Raw genomic sequence first — 18592 nt, 5'->3', positions numbered from 1 at the left:
CCGCAGATATCACGCGTTCGAACCTATCATCGAGAAGAAAGTGTTGAAGAAGGTGTCATGGAGGGCGAAGGGGACGGTGAGGACGGTGAGGGAGAAGGCACCGAAGAGCTATAGGGACTCTTCCCGATAAGCCGATGCGAAATGAACGACCATCCCACGCACCCGGCACACAACACGGCTGCGACCACCACCCCGGCGAACACCTTCCCCACCCGCTCGTCCACCGAGCGCCGCTGCCGCTGCGCACCGAAGACGAGGGCATCCCGCAGCCGCCGACGCCGCACCGACACGGACTCCAGCAACTGGCTGTCGTAATCCTGGGCTGCCACGTCTACCTGCCGTTCACGATGTGTGAGCCTTCATCAACAGGCGCTGTCGTTCGGGCAGTTCGCTTCATGTGAGTGTCACTCGCGTCCGGAGAGTTCTTGCAGATACTCCAGAGAATCTGCCACCTGACGTGAGTCCGTCACGATGGCTCCGAATTGTGAGTCGACGGTTCCTTTTGACTCCAGTTCGCGGAGTGCCCGGGACGGCGACAACCCGCTTCTCTTCGCTTCACCCAGATGCACCAGCCAGGCGATGCCCGCGTCGATTGACACATCGCCGGCGGGGCTGTGCGGCTCGTACCCTGCGGCGTTGTCTCCGTCCGAGGCCCAGAGGTAGCCGATGACATCGTCACCCACGGCTACTTTCACAAATTCGACCGGGGAGTCGGTCTCTGCCTTGTACAGCGCTGTGTTTTGCGGAAGCCTGGCCAGAATTCTATCGGTCCGGCGAGGCACTTCAAACATGTACCAGGAATCGAGTAGGTCTGGGTCTTCATCTGGAAGATCTTCGAATCCGTACTCTGTGGGAGTGCCATAAGAAGTGGAATCTCCAGGAACGATGTCAGCTCCTGTTAGTCGCGTGATCCCGGATAGCGCAGCACACAACCGCGGAGCGTTTGTTTCCTGCACGCCAGGTTGCCTGTGTCCACGCAGGCTGTGTGACATCCAGGCGTCTGAGAACGTGTACAGCGTTATCGTTCCGGCGCCACTGGCCCACGCATCTACCGAGATCATGAAAAGCTTCTCGGCGATACGGGGCTCGGTGTCGCGCAGGCAGATTCCAGGTGTGGAGAGGTCGATGGTCACCACCTCGGCGTTCTCCGTACCTTCCGCAGCTGGCAAAACCCCAGACAGCTCAGCACCGGCGACCACACTCGGAGCGCGCACAGGGATGCGTGTTCGGCTGAACATGAGGGAGCCGTCGCCCTTGGAGTTGATGGAGACGTCCGCACGTGCGGCGCCCTGGGCAAGGCCGGCCTGCTGCAAGATCAGCCACGTGTCGAGAACGCCCCTCACGCAACGATCGGCGAGGTGATCACCAAGAGCCTGGGCCTTGGTCTCCCATGACCAGCTGCCAACCGGGAACATCGTGATCACAGAACACCTCGGGGGTCGACCTTGGAGCCTGGCGGTATCACGATCGTACCGTCCTCGAGTCGGAGTACGAATAGAATGCCACGACCCTTTTCGCTCTTGAGGGGGTGCTCGCCCCTGTGTACCTGAAGAAGTTCCTCTGTGATGCCTCTGGATTTCCAGTCGGCGATCGTTCCTTGACCGTCTACGAGCATGATCTTGACATCAGATTCAGACTTGGACAACTGGCCCAGGTTTTCCGCTTTGGCGATTGATTCGAACGGGTGCTTGGGATTGTTCAAACGCTTCATCTGGTAGCCGTAGGTTTTTCCTGTGTCATCCGTCACTCGGATGTCGATATCGGCCTTGATGGAGGGGTTCTTGATCTCAAATTCGACGTTTCGCAGGCCCGCCCTGTGAAATTGATCACCGAGTCGGATTTGGTCAATTCCTCGAATGTACTGTCCGCTGACGCCTGAGCCCAGAGATGAGACGACATCCCGAAACCCCTCGGCATGTGACAGGTGTCCGGAGCTGATGATCTCCGCGACTTCACGCCCGTACTCATGCTCTGCCAGACGACTGATGGCTTTTTCCACAACCTTGGGCTTCATGTTGTTCCTGGGAATCCCACGAAGACCTTCTCGGAGTCGACGCTCCGCCTCCCCACCCAAAGCCATGGGCCCCGAGGGGCCGGGGCTCGACTCGGGTGCGTTCCCGGCTTCGTCGCCGACACCGTCTGTAGCGCCAGTTTCTCCTACGGGGCTGTGGCCGGTGTCTCCCGCATGATCTCCGGGCCCGTCACTCACATGCCCGGCGCCCGCCGATTCTCCACCACTGTGTGCTGCGCCCGCGCTGCCAGACCCGCCTCCCGCGTGGTGTCCGGTGTGGGACGAGGACGAGTCGCCGCGTGATGTCGGTTCGTGGCCGCCGGAGTTGTCGTGCGGTGGGGTGTGCGAACCGCTGCCCTGGGAAGGGTTACCGGCCTCGCCCGGACTGCTATGGCCCTCTCCGCCGACTGGGCCATTCTCCGCGTGGCCGACGGCTCCGACCGCAGCGTCGCCGCCGACATCTGTACTGGCCTCGGGCCCCCGCGCCCCCACCCCCGCCAGCTGATGCTCGCGTGACGTCCCGACGGAGGGGACGCGTTCGTGGGCGGGGCGTTCGATGGGGGCCGGGGTGGTGTCGGGGACGCCGTCCTTGACGATGACGAACTTGCCGTCGGTGAGGTGGAGTTCGGTGGTGGACGAGAGGCGCCAGACGCTGCTGGTGGACCCGGCGCCCGGGATGTCGGCGAATCCCGCGCGGGCGCGGGCGGTGACGTCCGCGATCTTCGGTATGGCTCGGGTGGTGGCGCCCACGGTCTTGGCTGTCGCGCTGAGAGGGTCGAGGGCCTCGCCGACCTTGGCCAGGGTCCCGGCCGTTTTGGCGACGGCCCCGCCCTTGGCCATTCTCGCGACGGCGGCCAGCGGTCCGGAGGCGAAGGTGAGGCTGTTGAAGATGACGGTGCCCGTGGCCTTGCCCGGGTGTTCTTCCCAGTCGTCCCAGCCGACCATGGACTTGGCGAAGGCCTTGGCGTATGGGCGGCCCTCGGCGGCTTGTTCCTTCCAGGGCGAGTCCTGCTTGTTCAACGGGTCGAAGAGGTAGGACTCCAGGCCGAGAGCCGACATGTACAGCCCCTTGCGGGCCGCGGCGCCGTCCGCGCCCGGACTGATGAGGTCGGCGAATCCGGTGACGGCGCCGACGAGGTTGTCCTTGACGCTGACGCCGGCCTCCTCGACGTGGTGGGAGAAGTCCCACTTGTCGTAGGTCCTGGCCTCGGGGGTGCCCCAGGGCAGCTTGTCGGCGTGCTTGAGCGCTTCGGCGGTGTAGCCATAGACCCGCGCACCGAGCGGGACCAAGGTGCCCTCGTAGCCCTGTGCGACGTACTGAGTGCCGTCCACCAGCGCCGTGATCTTGTTGTTGGCGGTGATCTCGGCTCTGGTGAAGGCGGCCTGGGCCTCGGCGATCTCGGCCCAGAGGGCCGTGTGCTGGTCGATCTTGTCCTGGTCCTGGGTCCACTCGGCGTCGATCTCGCCGCTGTCGGTCTTCAGGCCCTTGACGAAGTCGGCCACCCGGCCCCGCAGCCGGTCAAGGCGCGCGATGACGGGCCTGACCGCGCCGGCGTACTCGTCCAGCGCCTGGGCGACCGTCTCGACCTTCGAGGCGAACACGTCCGCCCGATCCCGCACCGGCGCCGTGGAGGCGAACAGGTCTTCCGCCTCGGGCGCCCGGTAGAAGGCCCCGAGCCCCTGGAACTTGCTGTGCGCCGCACTGCCCGCCTGACGCAGGGCACCGGCATGACTCCGCAGTCCGGAGGTGTGCTGCTCCAACTGCTCGAGATCACCCGTGAAGTGAGGGACGTCCGCCGCACTGATCACAGGGAGCCCCCCGTGGGGGGAGTCGACCACTCCAGGACCGGATCGATGACACTGGCGGCGGAACGCTGCACCTCAGCCGCGATCTCCAGGTCGCCCGTCTCGTAGGCCGCGGTGGCCACCATCGCGCCGGTGACCGACTGGGCTGCCCTGGCACCGATGAACTGCACTTCCTTAGCGGTGCCTTCGACGAACTCGACGAGCGCTGCGGCGACCAGACCCGTGACCGGACTCTGTCCCCCTTCGGAGGCTCCTCCCGATACGAGGGCCCCGGACGACTTCGCGGCACCTCCCAGGTCTTCGCCGTACCCACCGACGTGCCGCTCCAAGGCGCCCAGTGCGTCGTTCACCCGTGACAGGACGTCGCTCACCCCGCCCGGCTCGATATCCCACTTCGGCATGCCGGTCAGCCGATGTTGGCGACCGCGGCCCGCGCCCGCGCGAGCGTCGACTGGGCGGTGCCGTCGTTCTGCTCCAGCGTGGTGCGCACGAGACGAATGATGTCCCGCACCTCGTTGGCGGCCTTGTTCCAGCGGACTTCCTTGCCGTGGTAGTCGTCTGACACACCGTCGGCCTGGTAATCGGCCATCGCGGCCTTCACCGCGCGGTCGCGGTCGCCGAGCACCCGCTCCAGCTGGCCGATGATGATCTGCAAACCGCCCTGAACGTCGGACGACGCGGCGGTGTCGTAAGAGCGGCGGTTCTGGTTTCCAGCCATGCTGAAGTCCCCCTGCGTAGGAAAGTTCGGTGCGGTGTGGTCGGATCAGCCGGCGAAGCGGGCGCCGTCGAAGTTCGCCGCGCCCATGTTCTGGTGGGCGTTGTCCGACTGTTCCTGATCACCCGAGCCGAACGCGGTGTCCATGCCGGCCTGCCCACCCAGAATCGAGGAGAGCGCCCCGTTCAGATCCGCGGTGATCTCGTCCGCACGCAGCTTGAACGAGTCGAAGGTCACCTTGCCCGCTCCGTTGAACTTGCCCTCCAGCGGCTCCGCCGCCTGGACCAGGAGGCCGATCAACGTCCCGAGGTCGTCGCTGGATCCCGCGGTGTTCTTCCCGAGCACCGCGAGAGTCGTGTCTCCCATGTCGAACTTCACAAGCCCACCCCTGTGCATCCCCGATTGTGTGCGCGCCGCGAGCAAACTGCCGTCACAGCAGGCGCATACGCCACTCACGCCCCGTAGCGTATCGAACATCCTGTCCCATCAAGCGTTGCAGGCGCAACGCGGTTGGATGCGGTGTGGCGTGATCCCGCCCACGACCCGACGGCGTTCCCTACGGAGTTCCCCTACGGCGTTCCGCTTACGGTGCTGAGGTGGCGGCACGGCGCACATGGCGGTGGCCCTCGGCCGGGTACATGGGGGGCCAGGGCGGGAGGGTCTCGGTGAAGGTGTAGGCCGTTTTCTCGGCGACGCGGCAGGAGGCCGGGTTGGTCACCTGGTGGAGGAGTTCCAGGCGGTCCAGGCCCGTGGGGCCGAAGGTGGTGAAGGCCCAGGTGGTCAGGGTCTCCAGGGCGCGGGGTGCGACGCCGCGGCCGCGGGCCCGGACCGCCGTCCAGTAGCCGACCTCGGCCGAGGGCCTGCCGGGCGCCGCGTCCTTGAGGGCCACGTGGCCGAGCAGTGCGCCCTCGGAGCCGTCGGGCCCGGCCTCCAGTACGGCGAAGGCGTACCGCCTGCCCGTGGCCCACCCCTCCTGTTGCGCGCGGATCCACTGCCTGCCGTCCGCCTCGTTCTCCACGGTGGAGGCCGCCGCGGGGAGGCCGGGGGGCGCGCCCCGATGCCCCTCGACCAGTGCGGTGACGTCCTGCTCCCGCCAGGGGCGGAGGGTGAGGGCCGGGGTGGCGGGGGTCGCGTCCACCTTCAGTACGACGGATGACTTCAGTACGACGGAGGGGTGGGGTGGGTTCATGCTCGTCATTCTCGGCTCTCCCGTCCGGGGAGACTCAAGCCCTGCGAGGCTCAGGCCCTGCGAGGCTCAAAGCTTTCCGGCCGGCGCGGCGACGTCCTCCGCCATGCTCAGGCGGATCAGATGCGCCACCGTCGGCGCCGTCCGCTTGCTTCGGATGCGGCGCAAGTACGTACTCACCGTGTGCACGCTGATGCCGAGACGTCGCGCCACCTGCTTGTGGGAGAGGCCCTCCGCGATGTGGGCCAGCACCTGGCGCTCCCTGTGGGACAACGCCGGGGCTGTCTGCGGGCGGCTGGTTACAGGCATCTTCCCTCCGGGAGGGACGGGCGACATCTTCGGGGCTGTGACCGCGACTTGATCTAACCACGGCCGTGCGGAAACAGAAAGGAATCCTTGTTCGTCCGGTGAAGACCCTGCCATACCGAGGGCGGCTGACCCTGTCAAGTCACCAACTCGGGTGACTTTAGGCGCGCTTCGGAGCGAGTGAGTGTGAAGCGGTCTCGGCTGAGCGCAGCCGTGCACGACCGGGTGAGTGGCAGCACTGAGGCGGACCAGGGGGAACGTTGAGGCACTTTCGCCTGCTCGTCGTGGGTAACGGCGTTTCGGCCTACGGGAGTTACCTGAACCTGGTCGCCCTGAACGTCTTCATCTACGAGGTGACCGACAGCGCCCTGGCCGCCGGGCTGTTCATGGCCGTACGTCTGATGACCAGCGTCGTATCCGGCTTTGTGAGCGGACGGCTGGTCTCGGCGTACGACCGTAAGAGGTTGATGGTCGGCGCCGATCTCACGCAGTGCGCCGCCATGGTAGCGCTGCTGATAGCTCCCGCGGGCGGACGTGCGGGGCTTTTGTACGTACTCGCTGTCGTCACCGGGTTCTGCTCGACCCTCTCGGGCGTCGCCCTGCGCAGCAGCATCCCCGAGATCGTCGGCCCTGAGCTGCGCGTGCGCGCCAACTCGCTGCTCGCCACGGGGCGTTCGCTCGCCATGATTGCCGGGTTCGCCTCGGCGGGCGTCGTGGTCGCGCAGCTGGGATACGTCGCCGCCATCTCCCTCGACGCCGCCTCCTTCGCGGTCTCGGCGAGCGTGCTGATGTCCCTGCCCATTCGTACCAAGGCCGAGAGGGCCGAGAGGGCCGAGAAGGCCGAGAAGGCCGAACAAGCCGAGAAGGCCGCGGGAGGTTCGGAGGGCGGGCAGAGGGGTGGTGCGGGGGAAGGCAAGGCCGAGAACCTCGGCGCTCTGGTTCTGCTGCGCGCCGCACCCGTACTGGCCGTCATGATCGCCGTCAGGGCCGCCGACGGCCTCGGCTCGTCGTCGCACAATGTGGCCCTGCCCGTCTACTCCAGCGCCCTTGATCCGTCCCATCCGGCGACGTTCGTCAGCCAGTTCTGGGCCACGTGGGCCATCGGCAACATCGTCATGCAGCAGATCTGCGGGCGCTGGGCCGGACGCGGCGGGCGGCAGGGACCGGGGGAGCGGGCCTTCGCGATCGGGGCCTGCGTGATGTCGGCCGCGTTCATCGTGGTCTTCGCCGGGCTGCCCACGGGCGTCGCCGTCGCGGCCGCGCTGGTGGCGGGCATGGCCGACGGGCTCACCGAGATCGCCTACGTCAGCCGGCTCCAGGCCGCCCCCGACGAACAGCGCGGCCGGCTCTTCGGTCTGTCCGCCTCCGTCGAGAACACCGGCTTCGGGCTGGGGATGCTGGTCAGCGGCGCGCTCCTCGATCGCTTCACGCCCCTCCAAGTAGTGGGCCTGCTGCACGGGTTGGCGATCGCGCTGTGCCTCGGGATGTTCGTGGTGCTGGTGCGGTACGGGCGCACGGGTGGCGGGGCGGTGCCGGCCGCGGGGGCGTCGTCCGCCGAGGGGGTGGCTCCTACGGCCGGGCTGTCCGGCGAGGGCGCGACTTCTCCAGCCGGGCCGTCCGCCGAGGGCGCGGCTCCTCCAGCCGGGCCGTCCGTCGAAAGTGAGGCCCGATGACTGCCGCCGCCCCCGCCACTCCCCCTGCCGCCCGTGACGCCATCGCCGTCGTCGGCATGTCCTTCCGGCTGCCCGGCGCCGACACCCCCGAGGAGTTCTGGCACACCATCCGCACCGGCGCCGACCGCATTCGCCGCTTCACCGACGCCGAACTGGACGCCGCGGGCGTGCCCGAGGAGCAGTACCGGTCCGGGGAGTTCGTCGGGGCGAGCGGCACCCTGGAGAACATCGCGGGGTTCGATCCGGCCTTCTTCGGGATGAGCGCGAACGAGGCCCGCATCACCGACCCCCAGCAGCGGCTCTTCCTGGAATGCGTGCACCACGCCCTGGAGAACGCCGGATACGCGGGCGGGGAGGACGGGGAGGACGGGGATGACGAAAAAGGGGGGCAAGGGGGGCAAGGGCGGCAAGGGGGTGGCGGTCGGCATGGAATAGGTGTCTACGCCAGCACCGGGTACCACCTCTACACCCTCCAGACCTACCTCCAGAACAACGTCCTGCCGGCCGGCGTCGCGGACTGGGTCGCCGGTCTCCAGGTCACCGTCGGCAACTTCACGGACTTCACCGCCAACCGCGCGTCGCACCGCCTCGGCCTGACCGGCCCGGCCGTCAACGTCCAGACGGCGTGCTCCAGTTCGCTTACGGCCCTGACCCTCGCCGCGCAGGCCGTGGCCCTCGGCGAGTGCGACATCGCCGTGGCGGGCGCCACCGCGCTCCACGTGCCGCAGATCCTCGGCTACCAGTACGTCAAGGGCTCCATCCTCTCCAAGAGCGGCTATCTGCGGCCCTTCGACGCCGACGCGGACGGCACCGTCGGCGGTACGGGCGTCGTGGCCGTCGTACTCAAGCGCCTCGACCGCGCCGTCGCGGACGGCGACCACATCCACGGCGTCATCCGCGGCTGGGGGGTCAACAACGACGGCGCCGACAAGCGGGCGTTCACCGCGCCCAGCGCCGACGGCCAGCGCCGCGCCATCCGCCGCGCCCTGAAGCGGGCCGGGGTCGACGCGGGCACCGTCGGCTATCTGGAGACGCACGGCACCGGCACGTTCAAGGGCGACCCGATCGAGTTCGAGGGCGCCACCGCCGCGTTCCGCGCCGACACCGACCGCACCGGCTACTGCGCGCTCGGCTCCGTCAAGGCCAACATCGGGCACCTCGACGTGTGTTCGGGCCTGGCGAGCCTCGTCAAGGCGCTGCTCGTACTGCGGCACCAGGTCATCCCGCCGATGGCCAACTTCCGCCGCCCCAACCCCGCCCTCGACCTCGCGGCCAGCCCCTTCTACATCCCCGACTCGCCCCGCCCCTGGCCGCGGGGGGCCACACCGCGCCGGGCCTGCGTCAGTTCGTTCGGCGTCGGCGGTACGAACGTCCACGTCGTCCTGGAAGAGGCCCCAGAACCCGTGCTCCGCCCCGCCGACGCCCTGCCGCCGCCCGGCGTCCTGGTCGTCGCGGGCCACACCGAGGCCGCGCTCGCCGAGAACGCCCTCGCCCTCCGCGACCACCTGCGCGCCCACCCCGACACGCACGCCGCGGACCTCGTGACGACGCTGGCGCTCGGCCGCGCGCACCGCAGGCGCCGCCTCGCCGTACGGGGGGATACGGTCGCCGCGCTCACGGCCGGGCTCGACGCCTGGCTCGCGGACCCGAAGCCGGGCGCCGCCGCTACGGACGGGCTCGGCACCGGGTTCCTCTTCACCGGCCAGGGCGCCCTCCACCGGGGCACGGCACGCCTGCTCCACGAGCGTTTCCCCGTCGTACGCGAGGTCCTGGACGACTGCGAGCGGCAGTACGCGGCACTCACCGGCGGCGACAGCCTCCTCGCCCCCCTGCTCGGCACGGAACACGGAACGGCACACGGACCGGAGCGCGAACCAGGAGCCGAGCCGGACTGGCCCACCGACGTGGCGCAGCCCGCGCTCTTCGCCTTGCAGAGCGCGCTCGTCCGCCTGTGGAAGACGGCCGGGATCACACCGGCCGTGGTCGCCGGGCACAGCGTGGGGGAGTACGCGGCGCTGCACGCGGCCGGGGCGCTCTCCCTCGCGGACGGGTTGCGCCTGACCGCCCGGCGCGGCGCGCTGATGCGCCGTCTCTGCGCGCCCGGCGGGATGCTCGCGGTCCCGGTCGAGCTGAGCGCGGCGCTTGACCTGGCCGCCGAAGTGCCCGGCGTGGAGCTGGCCGCCACCAACGGCCCGCGCAGCCAGGTGCTCGCAGGCCCCGACGCGGCCGTGGAGAGCCTCGTGGCCCTGCTGGCCGAACGCGGGATCCCGGCGCAGCGGCTCGCGGTGCGGCACGCCTTCCACACCGCGCTGCTCGACCCCGCCCTCGACGGTCTGCGCGAGCTGTGCGCCGAGGTGGACCTCACGCCGTGCGAGGTGCCGTTCGTCAGCGGCCTCGACGGTCGCACCCGGCCACCCGGCTGGGCCCCGGACGCCGACTATGTCGTACGACAGGCGCGCGAGCCGGTGCGATTCGCCGACGCCCTGCGGGAACTCGGCACGTCGCACGCCGACGCGGGCACGCTCCTGGAGCTGGGCCCGCACAGCACGCTCAGCGGGCATGCGCGGCGCGCGCTGCCGGACCGGGCGGTCCACCCGACGCTGTGGCGCGGAGCGGGACTCGGACCGCTCTGGGACGCGGCGGCGGGCCTCTACCGGGCCGGGGCGCCGGTCGACTGGCGGGCTTTCATGGGCGGGGCAGGCCGCAGGATCCCCCTGCCCGGCTACCGATTCCAGCACAAGGACTACTGGACAGGGCCGGAGAACCACCTTCCCCGGCCCGCACAACCGGCAAGGGATGGGGCCGAAGTGGCAGCCGAAGTGGCACAGGACGAGGCAGCGGTCGAGCGCGTACTCCAGCACATCATCAAGGTCACCGCGAAGCACCTCAGCTACGACACGAGCGAGATAGCGGAGGACGCTTCCTTCTTCGACCTCGGCGCGGACTCGCTGCAAATGATCGGCGTACTGCGGGAGTTGGAGGAGGAGCACCGCGTCAAGGTGTCGATGCGGGAGCTGTTCGAGGAGGCGGGCTCGGCGAAGGGGCTCGCGCTGATCATCGTAGGGAAGATGGGGGGCGGGGCGCCGCACGCGGCTCCCGCGACCGCCGTTGCGCCTGCCCCGACTCCTGTTCCCCCTTCTGTTCCCGCTCCTGCTCCGGCCTCTGCTCCGACTCCCGCACCCGCCCCCGCGCCCCCCGTGCCCGAGCCGGTCACGCCCGCCGTGGCACCGGCCCCGGCGCCCGCGCCGACGTTCCGCGACCCCACCCAGATCGCCGCCCCCGCCCCGGTCGCCCCTCCCGGCCCGGCCGCCGAGTACGCCACCCGCCGCGAAGTCGAAGACCTCGTACGCCAGGTCCACCAGCTCTCCCAGATGCAGCTCCAACTGATGGGCCAGCTTTCCCAGTTGCTCGCAGCGCAGACGGCCCAGACGGCCCAGGCCACCCGCGCCCCGGGGGAGAACCGATGAGCGCGCCCCAGGGGTCCGTCTCCGCCGCCGTCGACCAGGACCTCGCCGCGATGGCCGAACTGTCGCGGCGCATCGCCCAGCAGATGGGCACCTCAGCGGCCGAGGCGCGGTCCACCGAGGAGCCGTCCGCCGAGTTGCCGTCCGCCGAGGAGGAGCGGCCCGCGCCCCGTCCCGCCCAGCACGGCCCCCGCCTGGAGGTGCCCCGCGCCTCCGGCATGGTCCGCGGCGGCTCCCCGGAGTCCCAGCGGGCCCACCTGGACGACCTCGTACGCCGTTACACCGCCAAGACGCCCACCTCGAAGCAGATCACCCAGCGCTACCGCCGGGTGCTCGCCGACAGCCGGGCCGCGGTCGGCTTCCGCAGCGGCACGAAGGAGATGCTGTACCCCATCGCGGGCCGCAGGGCGCAGGGGTCCTGGCTGGAGGACGTCGACGGCAACCGTTACGTCGACATCACCATGGGCTTCGGCGTGCTGCTCTTCGGCCACGAGCCCGCCTTCGTCTCCGAAGCGGTCCGCGAGCACCTGTCGCGCGGCATCCAGCTCGGGCCCCGCAACGTCGAGACCGGGGAGGCGGCCGAACTCCTCGCCGAGCTGACCGGCATGGAGCGGGTCGCCTTCGCCAACTCCGGCACCGAGGCCAACTCCGCCGCCATCCGCCTCGCCCGCGCCGCCACGGGCCGCTCCAAGATCATCACCTTCGAGGGCGCCTACCACGGCCACAACGACAACGTCCTCGGCCGCTCCCCGCGCACCGGCGGCGACGGCCTGACCACCGTCCCGATGTCCGCGGGCGTCCCGCACAACGCCGTCGCCGACCTGCTCGTCCTGCCGTACGGCGGCGAGGAGAGCCTCGCCGTCATCGAGGCGCAGGCGGGCGACATCGCGGCGGTCGTCGTCGAGCCGGTGCAGAGCCGGCATCCCTCGCTGCGGCCGGCCGATTTCGTGCGCCGCCTGCGCGAGGTCACCCGACGGCACGGCATCGTGCTGCTCTTCGACGAGATGCTGACCGGCTTCCGCCCCGCGCCGCGCGGCGCCCAGGACCTCTACGGCGTCACCCCCGACCTGGCGACCTACGGCAAGCTGCTCGGCGGCGGTTTCCCCATCGGGGCCATCGCGGGGCGGGCCGACATCATGGACGGCATCGACGGCGGGTACTGGAGCTACGGGGACGACAGTTACCCCGGGGCCGACACCACGTTCTTCGGCGGTACGTACATCCAGCACCCCGTCTCGATGGTCGCCGCCCGCGCCGTACTGGCCCACCTGAAGGAGCACAGCCCGCGCCTCCAGGAGCGGCTGAACGCGCGCACGGACGAACTGGCGGGCACGCTCAACGCCTTCTTCGAGGCGGAGGAGTTCGCGCTGAGCATGAGCCACTTCGGCTCGATGTTCCGGTTCGAGCACCGCGCGGACATGGAGCTGCTCTACCACCACCTCATGCTGCGCGGCGTCCACGTGTGGGAGTGGCGCAACTTCTTCCTCTCCACCGAACACTCCGACACCGACGTCGAGTTCATCGTCGAGGCGGTGAAGGGATCCCTGCGGGAGCTGCGCGACGCGGGGTTCTTCCGTACGCGGGTGAAGACGGCCCCCGCCGCGGCCCCCGCCGCGAAGGTGCCGCAGCCGAGGACCCAGGCGATGGCCTGGAACAGCACCGCCGCGGCCGCCGCCCCGCAGGTCCAGGCGAAGGACCGGCAGCCTGCCCCCGCGGCCGCCGCCCCGCCCGCCGAGGTGAAGGAACGGCGACCGAGCCGCCCCCTCGACTTCGGTGTCTACTTCTTCGGCGACTATCCGCAGGACGAGCGCTCCCCCCGGCACGGCAAGTACGACCACCTCCTGGAGACCGCCCGCTTCGCCGACCGCAACGGCTTCCACTCGCTGTGGATCCCCGAGCGGCACTTCCACTCCTTCGGCGGCCTCTTCCCCAACCCGGTCGTCCTCGCCGCCGCGCTCGCCCGCGAGACCGACCGCATCCGCATCAACGCGGGCTCCGTCGTCCTCCCGCTGCACGACCCCATCCGCGTCGCCGAGGAGTGGTCGATGGTCGACAACCTCTCCGGGGGGCGCGTCGGCATCGGCTGCGCCAGCGGCTGGCACGCCAACGACTTCGTCTTCTTCCCCGAGCGCTTCGGCACCCACAAGGAGACGATGTACGAACAGGTCGCACAGGTACGGCAGTTGTGGCGCGGCGACGCCGTGCGCCGTACCACGGGCGACGGCGAGAGCGACCTGCGTCTGTTCCCGCGGCCCGTCCAGGACGCCCCGCCCATGTACACGGCCGTGGTCGGCAACCCGGCCTCGTACCGGCTGGCCGCCCGCCACGACCTCGGCATCGTCACCAACCTCATGACGCAGGGCGTCGACCAGCTCCGGGAGAACATCGCGCTCTACCGCCGTACGCGCGCCGAGCACGGCCTGGACCCGGACGCCGGGCACGTCGCCGTGCTCCTGCACACCTACCTCGCCGAGGACCACGAGGCGGCGCGCGCCGAGGCCCGGGACCCGCTGTCCCGGTATATGCGGGCCTCCCTTTCGCTCTTCGGCGGCGTCGCCAACAGCCTGGGGCACCAGGTCGACCTGTCGGCGATGACGGAGGACGACCTGGACGTGGTGTTCCGCCGCGCCTACGACCGCTACTGCGACCAGCGCGCCCTCATCGGCAGCCCCGAGAGCGTGCGGCCCGTCGTCGACGGGGTGCGTGCCGCGGGCGCCGACGAGGTCGTCGCCCTGGTCGACTTCGGCGTGGAGACGTCCGCGATGCGCGCCGGCCTGGTCCACCTCGACGCGCTGCGCCGATCCTGCGCGACGCCGACGCCGACGCCGACGCCGACGCCGACGCCGACGCCCGCGGTGACCCCCACGCCGACCCCGGCCGCCCCCGAGGCCGATGCCGGGGCGCCCTTGTCGCCCGGCCAGCAGCGGATCTGGTTCCTGGAGCGGATGCTGCCCGGCCGCACCGCGTACAACGAGGTCAAGGCCATCCAGCTCGACGGCCCGCTGGACGTCGAGGCGCTGCGGTCCGCCCTGTGCGCGCTCACCGCGCGGCACGAGCAGCTGCGCACGGTCTTCCGCGAAGTGGCGGGAGACGCACGGCAGTTCACCCGGCCGCCCGGCGAGGTGGACTTCGCGGTCCTCGACGGGACGACGGCCCCCGGCGGCGACACGGTCGCCGCCACCCTCAAGGCGGAGAGCGAGCGCCGCTTCGACCTGACGGACGGCCCCCTGTTCGTCACCCGCCTGGTCCGCCTCGGCGCCGAGCGGCACGTTCTCGTCCTGTCCCTGCACCACATCGTGATGGACGCGGCGTCGGCCGCCGTCCTCGCCCGCGACGTGTCCGCCCTCTACCGCGCGGAGACCACAGGGGACCCGGCGACCGGCCTCCCCGCCCTCGACCACACGTACGCCGACCACGCCCGCCACCAGCTCGACTCCCTCGGCGACCCGAAGGCCGCGGAGGACCTCGCGTACTGGAAGAAGGTGCTCGACGGCGAGCTGCCGGTCCTCGACCTGCCCACGGACCGGCCGAGGCCCGCCGTGATGACGTCGAACGGCCGCGCTTTGTTCCGCACGCTCTCCCCCGAACTCTCCGCAGCGATACGGAAGGTCAGCCGCGAGCGGCGCAGCACGCTCTTCATGACGCTGCTCGCCGGATACGCGGCCGCGCTGGGCCGCGTCACCGGTCAGGACGACCTCGTCATCGGCACTCCCATGTCCGACCGCACGCCCCCCTACGAGAATGTCGTCGGCTTCTTCGTGAACACCCTGGCGCTGCGCCTCGACCTCTCCGGGGACCCGGACTTCGGCGCGCTCCTCGACCGGGTGCGCGCGGTCGCCCTCGACGCGTACGACCATGCCGACGTGCCCTTCGAGGCGGTCGTCCGGGAGCTGGCGCCCGCGCGGGCACTGGACCGCACGCCCGTCTTCCAGACGCTGGCCGAGTTCGAGACCGGTGATCCCTTCCGCTTCGAGCTGCCCGGGGTGCGGGCGACCCCGCTCGACTCGGGCCCCGACAAGGCACTGACCGACCTCAGCGTGTACTTCACCGACCAGCCCGACGGCGTCCGCTGCCACCTAGAGTACAACACCGACCTGTTCGACGAGGGTACGGTCGACGCCCTCTTCGGGACGTTCCGTGACGTCCTCGCGGAGGCGGTGGGAGCCGGGAGCGCGGTGCCCGAGGCGTGGCGGCGCGGGCGCACCCGGCAGCGGACCCGCGGCACCGTCCACGCCCTGGCGTCCCGGTGGGCCGAGGCGGCGCCCGACCGCACCGCCGTCATCAGCGGCGAACAGAGGCTGACCTACCGGGAGTTGGACGAGCGCGCCGAGCGGCTCGCGGCCGTCCTGCGTGAGCGCGACCCCGGGCGTGCCGAGGCGGGGGGCGGCGCACCCGTGGCCCTGTGGCTGCCGCGGGGCGCCGACCTGATCGTCGCCATGCTGGCCGCGCTCAAGTCGGGCCGCGGCTATGTGCCGTTGGACCCGGGGCAGGGCCGGGCCCGCGCCGAGGCGATCCTCGCGGAGAGCGGCGCCGGGATCCTCGTGGTGGACGGCGAGGGCCGGGTGGACGAGCGGCCGACACCCCCGGACGGAACGGCGGTGGTGGACGTGGACACCGCACCGCCCGCGTCCGTGGACGCGCCGCCCGGGACCGCTCCCGGCCCCGAGTCCCTCTGCCTGGCGATCTACACCTCGGGCAGCACGGGCACCCCCAAGGGCGTCGCCGTCCCGCACCGGGCCGTCGTGGACCTGTGCCAGTGGCACCACGAACGCTTCGGGTTCACCGCGGACGACCGCAGCGCGGCCGTGTGCGGGCAGAGCTTCGACGCCGCCGTGCTGGAGATCTGGCCCGCGCTGGCCGCGGGCGCCACGGTCGTCGTCGCCGACGAGACGGTCCGCAAGGATCCCGCCGCGCTGGCCCGCTGGTACGCGGACCACGCCATCACCTTCTCCATCCTGCCGACCGCCCTCGGCGAGGCCGTCCTCGCCCTGCCCGACGACCGGCAGCCGCCGCTGCGGCACCTGCTCCTGGGCGGCGACGTCCTGCGCACCCGGCCGCGCCCCGGCGCCCCGTACGAGACGGTGAACGTGTACGGCCCCACCGAGGTGACGGTGCTCTGCACGGTCCACACGGTGGAGCCCGCCGCCACCACCGACACACCTGCCGCCGCCTCCGCGGCCCCGATCCCGATCCCGATCGGCCGCCCGGTCGACAACGTCACCCTGCGGGTGCTCGACGCGCGGGGCCGCGAGGTGCCCGCCGGGGAGGTGGGGGAGCTGTACGTGGGCGGCCCGGGGGTGGCCACCGGCTATCTGGGCCGCCCCGACCTGACCGCGGAACGCTTCGTCCGCGACCCGCTGGGTGGCGCGGAGCGGCTGTACCGCACGGGTGACCTGGTGTGCTGGGGGGAGACGGGGGCCCTGGAGTTCCGGGGCCGGTCGGACGACCAGGTGAAGATACGTGGCTACCGCGTCGAGCCCGAAGAGGTCTCGCACACCCTCAACGGCCTCGCGGAGGTCGCCGAGGCGGTCGTCCTGACCCACCGCGACCAGCGGGGCGAGGCCTACCTCGCCGCCTACGCCGTACCGACGGCGACAGCCGCAACGGGCCACCAGGAGCTGGCCGACCGTCTGGCAACGGAACTGGCGGCACGCCTCCCCGACCACCTGGTGCCCCACGCCTGGTCGGTGCTGCCCGCACTCCCCCTGTCCGCCAACGGAAAACTGGACCGGGCGGCGCTTCCTGCCCCCTCGATCACGGTGGTCCCGGCCGGCGCCGGCACCCCGGCACTCCACCGGGCGCCCTCCGCGTCCCCCGCGCCCGTGCCCGCCGCGCGGCGGGACGTCGAGGCGCGCGTGCGGCAGCTGTGGGCCGAGGAGTTCGCCATCGAGGCGGCGGCAATCGGTCCCGACGCCTCCTTCTTCGAGCTGGGCGGCCACTCCCTCACCGCCGTCCGACTGGCCAACAGTGTCCGGGAGGAGTTCGGCGTCGAGTACCCCGTCGCCCGCTTCTACGAGGAGCCGACGCTGCGCGCGATGGCGGCGTTCCTCTCGCAGCACGGGGAGGGGAGCGGGGCCACTGCTGCCGACGTACTCGACCGCGCCCCCGTCACCGCTCAGCAGGACGCCTTCATCACCCGGCATCTGACCCACCCCCGCCCCCAGATCTACAACGTGGCGATGCGCCTCACCTTCACGGGAGCCCTCGACGTACCCGCCCTGCGTACCGCGTTGACCCACCTGGTCGCCCGGCACGAGGCCTTGCGCACCCGCTTCGTGAAGGACGGGGCGACGGGCGAGTGGTGGCAGGAGGCGCTGCGGCCCCGGCCGGTCGAGCTGCCCGAGGAGGATCTGGTCGCGCGCACCGGCTCGGCGGACGAAGCCGCTGCCGAGGCCGAACGGCTGGCCGCGGAGACCGCCGCCGTACCGTTCGACATCGAGGCCGAACTCGCCCCTGTGCTGCGGCTGTTGCGCTACGGACGTGACCGCTGGGCGCTGGTGTTCGTCCTGCACCACTCGGCCTGCGACGGCTGGTCGGTCAGCGTCCTGCTGCGCGAACTTGCCGCGCTCTACCGGGCGGAGGCCACCGGGGAGCCGCACGGTCTGTCGGAGTCCGTGCCGCAGCCGACCGAGTACGCGCGCTGGCAGCGCGAGCGGAGCCGCACCCAGGACAGTGGCCGCCTCGTCGACTACTGGGCGCGGCAGCTGGCGGGCGCCCCCTTCGACCTGTCGCTGCCGCTGGACCGGCCCCGCCCCGCGGAGCTGAGCGGCGAGGGTGACGTGGTGCTGTTCACCGTGGAGCGTGCCGTGCGGGCGGGCGTGGAGGCGCTGGCGCGCAGGCACCGCACGACGCCCTTCGTGGTGACGGCGGCGGCCCTGGCCCGCCTCGTCGCGAAGGTGACGGGCGAGCCGGACGTCCTGCTCGGCATCTCCTACGCCAACCGCGAGCGGCGGGAGTTCGAGGCGCTCGCGGCCTGCACGGTGTCGTCCTTCACGCTGCGGATCCGCGGCGGCGGCACCGGGCCGTTCGGCGCGCTGGTGGATCAGGTGGCACGCGATACGGTCGGTGCCATCGACCATGCCGCGCCGATCCGGGCGGTGGCGCGGGAGCTGCGGGAGGTGCTCGGCACCGAGGTCCCGGACCGGCTGTCGCTCGGCTTCCAGTATCAGAGTTCGCTGGAGACGGACATCGAACTGCCGGGCGTGACCACGGCGGTGGAGGACCTCGCGGTGCCCGGCGCGCGCTCCGAGTTCAACTTCGGTCTGATCCCCACCGGCGACATCCTCTCGGGCTACCTGGAGTACTCGACGGACCTGTGGGACCGCGCCACGGTCGAGGCGTGGACCAGCGCGTACGTCGATCTCCTGGCCGAGGCCGTCGCCGCCCCCGGAGCCGACGCGGGGGAGGGCGCGGACTGAGCGGCCGATTTTG

Annotated in this window: 11 protein-coding genes; 3 read left to right on the top strand and 8 right to left on the bottom strand. The window is 71.0% G+C overall.

Features of this window, described 5'->3' with window-relative positions; translation table 11 throughout:
* Positions 1–26: 26 nt before the first annotated feature.
* From IG54_RS42895 to IG54_RS0110810, 8 genes are all read right to left on the bottom strand, one after another.
* Positions 27–329, bottom strand: a complete 303-nt coding sequence (locus tag IG54_RS42895; protein ID WP_078593963.1) for a hypothetical protein — start codon at positions 327–329, stop codon at positions 27–29.
* Between the two features lie 75 nt (positions 330–404).
* The gene (locus tag IG54_RS41960; RefSeq protein WP_158708849.1) at positions 405–1424 is read right to left on the bottom strand and encodes a hypothetical protein; all 1020 of its coding nucleotides are present in this window, start codon (positions 1422–1424) and stop codon (positions 405–407) included.
* Positions 1421–3820 carry a hypothetical protein gene (locus tag IG54_RS0110835; RefSeq protein WP_030780637.1) on the bottom strand — a complete coding sequence of 800 codons (2400 nt, stop codon included), beginning with the start codon at positions 3818–3820 and terminating at the stop codon, positions 1421–1423. Before IG54_RS0110835 ends, IG54_RS41960 begins: the two co-directional genes overlap by 4 nt.
* Positions 3817–4218, bottom strand: a complete 402-nt coding sequence (locus IG54_RS0110830; protein ID WP_030780635.1) for a DUF6507 family protein — start codon at positions 4216–4218, stop codon at positions 3817–3819. The genes IG54_RS0110835 and IG54_RS0110830 overlap by 4 nt, the downstream gene beginning before the upstream one ends.
* A gap of 5 nt (positions 4219–4223) precedes the next feature.
* Positions 4224–4535 (bottom strand): pore-forming ESAT-6 family protein, encoded by a 312-nt coding sequence (locus tag IG54_RS0110825; RefSeq protein WP_030780634.1) that lies wholly within the window; start codon positions 4533–4535, stop codon positions 4224–4226.
* A gap of 45 nt (positions 4536–4580) precedes the next feature.
* Positions 4581–4910, bottom strand: coding sequence for a hypothetical protein (locus tag IG54_RS0110820; RefSeq protein WP_030780631.1), 330 nt, complete (start codon positions 4908–4910; stop codon positions 4581–4583).
* Positions 4911–5115: 205 nt separating this feature from the next.
* Positions 5116–5721 carry a GNAT family N-acetyltransferase gene (locus tag IG54_RS0110815; RefSeq protein ID WP_051819433.1) on the bottom strand — a complete coding sequence of 202 codons (606 nt, stop codon included), beginning with the start codon at positions 5719–5721 and terminating at the stop codon, positions 5116–5118.
* Positions 5722–5787: 66 nt separating this feature from the next.
* Positions 5788–6027: a response regulator transcription factor gene (locus IG54_RS0110810; protein WP_037896854.1), complete on the bottom strand. Its 240-nt coding sequence runs from the start codon at positions 6025–6027 to the stop codon at positions 5788–5790.
* A 257-nt stretch (positions 6028–6284) separates the two neighbouring features.
* Between IG54_RS0110810 and IG54_RS0110805 the strand changes: the two genes are divergently transcribed.
* Genes IG54_RS0110805 through IG54_RS0110795 form a run of 3 tightly spaced genes read left to right on the top strand, consistent with a single transcriptional unit; the run spans position 6285 to position 18579 of the window.
* A complete protein-coding gene (locus IG54_RS0110805; RefSeq protein ID WP_078593959.1) occupies positions 6285–7697 on the top strand; it encodes an MFS transporter in 1413 nt (470 codons plus the stop codon).
* Positions 7694–11164, top strand: coding sequence for a type I polyketide synthase (locus IG54_RS0110800; protein WP_051819421.1), 3471 nt, complete (start codon positions 7694–7696; stop codon positions 11162–11164). Before IG54_RS0110805 ends, IG54_RS0110800 begins: the two co-directional genes overlap by 4 nt.
* Entirely contained in the window at positions 11161–18579 is a 7419-nt protein-coding gene (locus IG54_RS0110795; protein WP_030780614.1) for a non-ribosomal peptide synthetase, read from the top strand. The genes IG54_RS0110800 and IG54_RS0110795 overlap by 4 nt, the downstream gene beginning before the upstream one ends.
* The last annotated feature ends 13 nt before the right edge of the window (positions 18580–18592 follow it).

This window comes from Streptomyces sp. NRRL S-920 (assembly GCF_000717945.1).
GTDB classification, from domain to species: Bacteria; Actinomycetota; Actinomycetes; order Streptomycetales; family Streptomycetaceae; genus Streptomyces; species Streptomyces alboniger.
This window is presented reverse-complemented; position numbering and strand designations above follow the sequence as displayed.

Excerpts from the sequence above, each read along its gene's own strand:
- IG54_RS0110830 (WP_030780635.1), bottom strand. The coding sequence starts at position 4,218 with ATGCCGAAGTGGGATATCGAGCCGGGCGGGGTGAGCGACGTCCTGTCA.
- IG54_RS0110825 (WP_030780634.1), bottom strand. The coding sequence starts at position 4,535 with ATGGCTGGAAACCAGAACCGCCGCTCTTACGACACCGCCGCGTCGTCC.
- IG54_RS0110795 (WP_030780614.1), top strand. The coding sequence starts at position 11,161 with ATGAGCGCGCCCCAGGGGTCCGTCTCCGCCGCCGTCGACCAGGACCTC.
- IG54_RS0110800 (WP_051819421.1), top strand. The coding sequence starts at position 7,694 with ATGACTGCCGCCGCCCCCGCCACTCCCCCTGCCGCCCGTGACGCCATC.
- IG54_RS0110810 (WP_037896854.1), bottom strand. The coding sequence starts at position 6,027 with ATGCCTGTAACCAGCCGCCCGCAGACAGCCCCGGCGTTGTCCCACAGG.
- IG54_RS0110815 (WP_051819433.1), bottom strand. The coding sequence starts at position 5,721 with ATGAACCCACCCCACCCCTCCGTCGTACTGAAGTCATCCGTCGTACTG.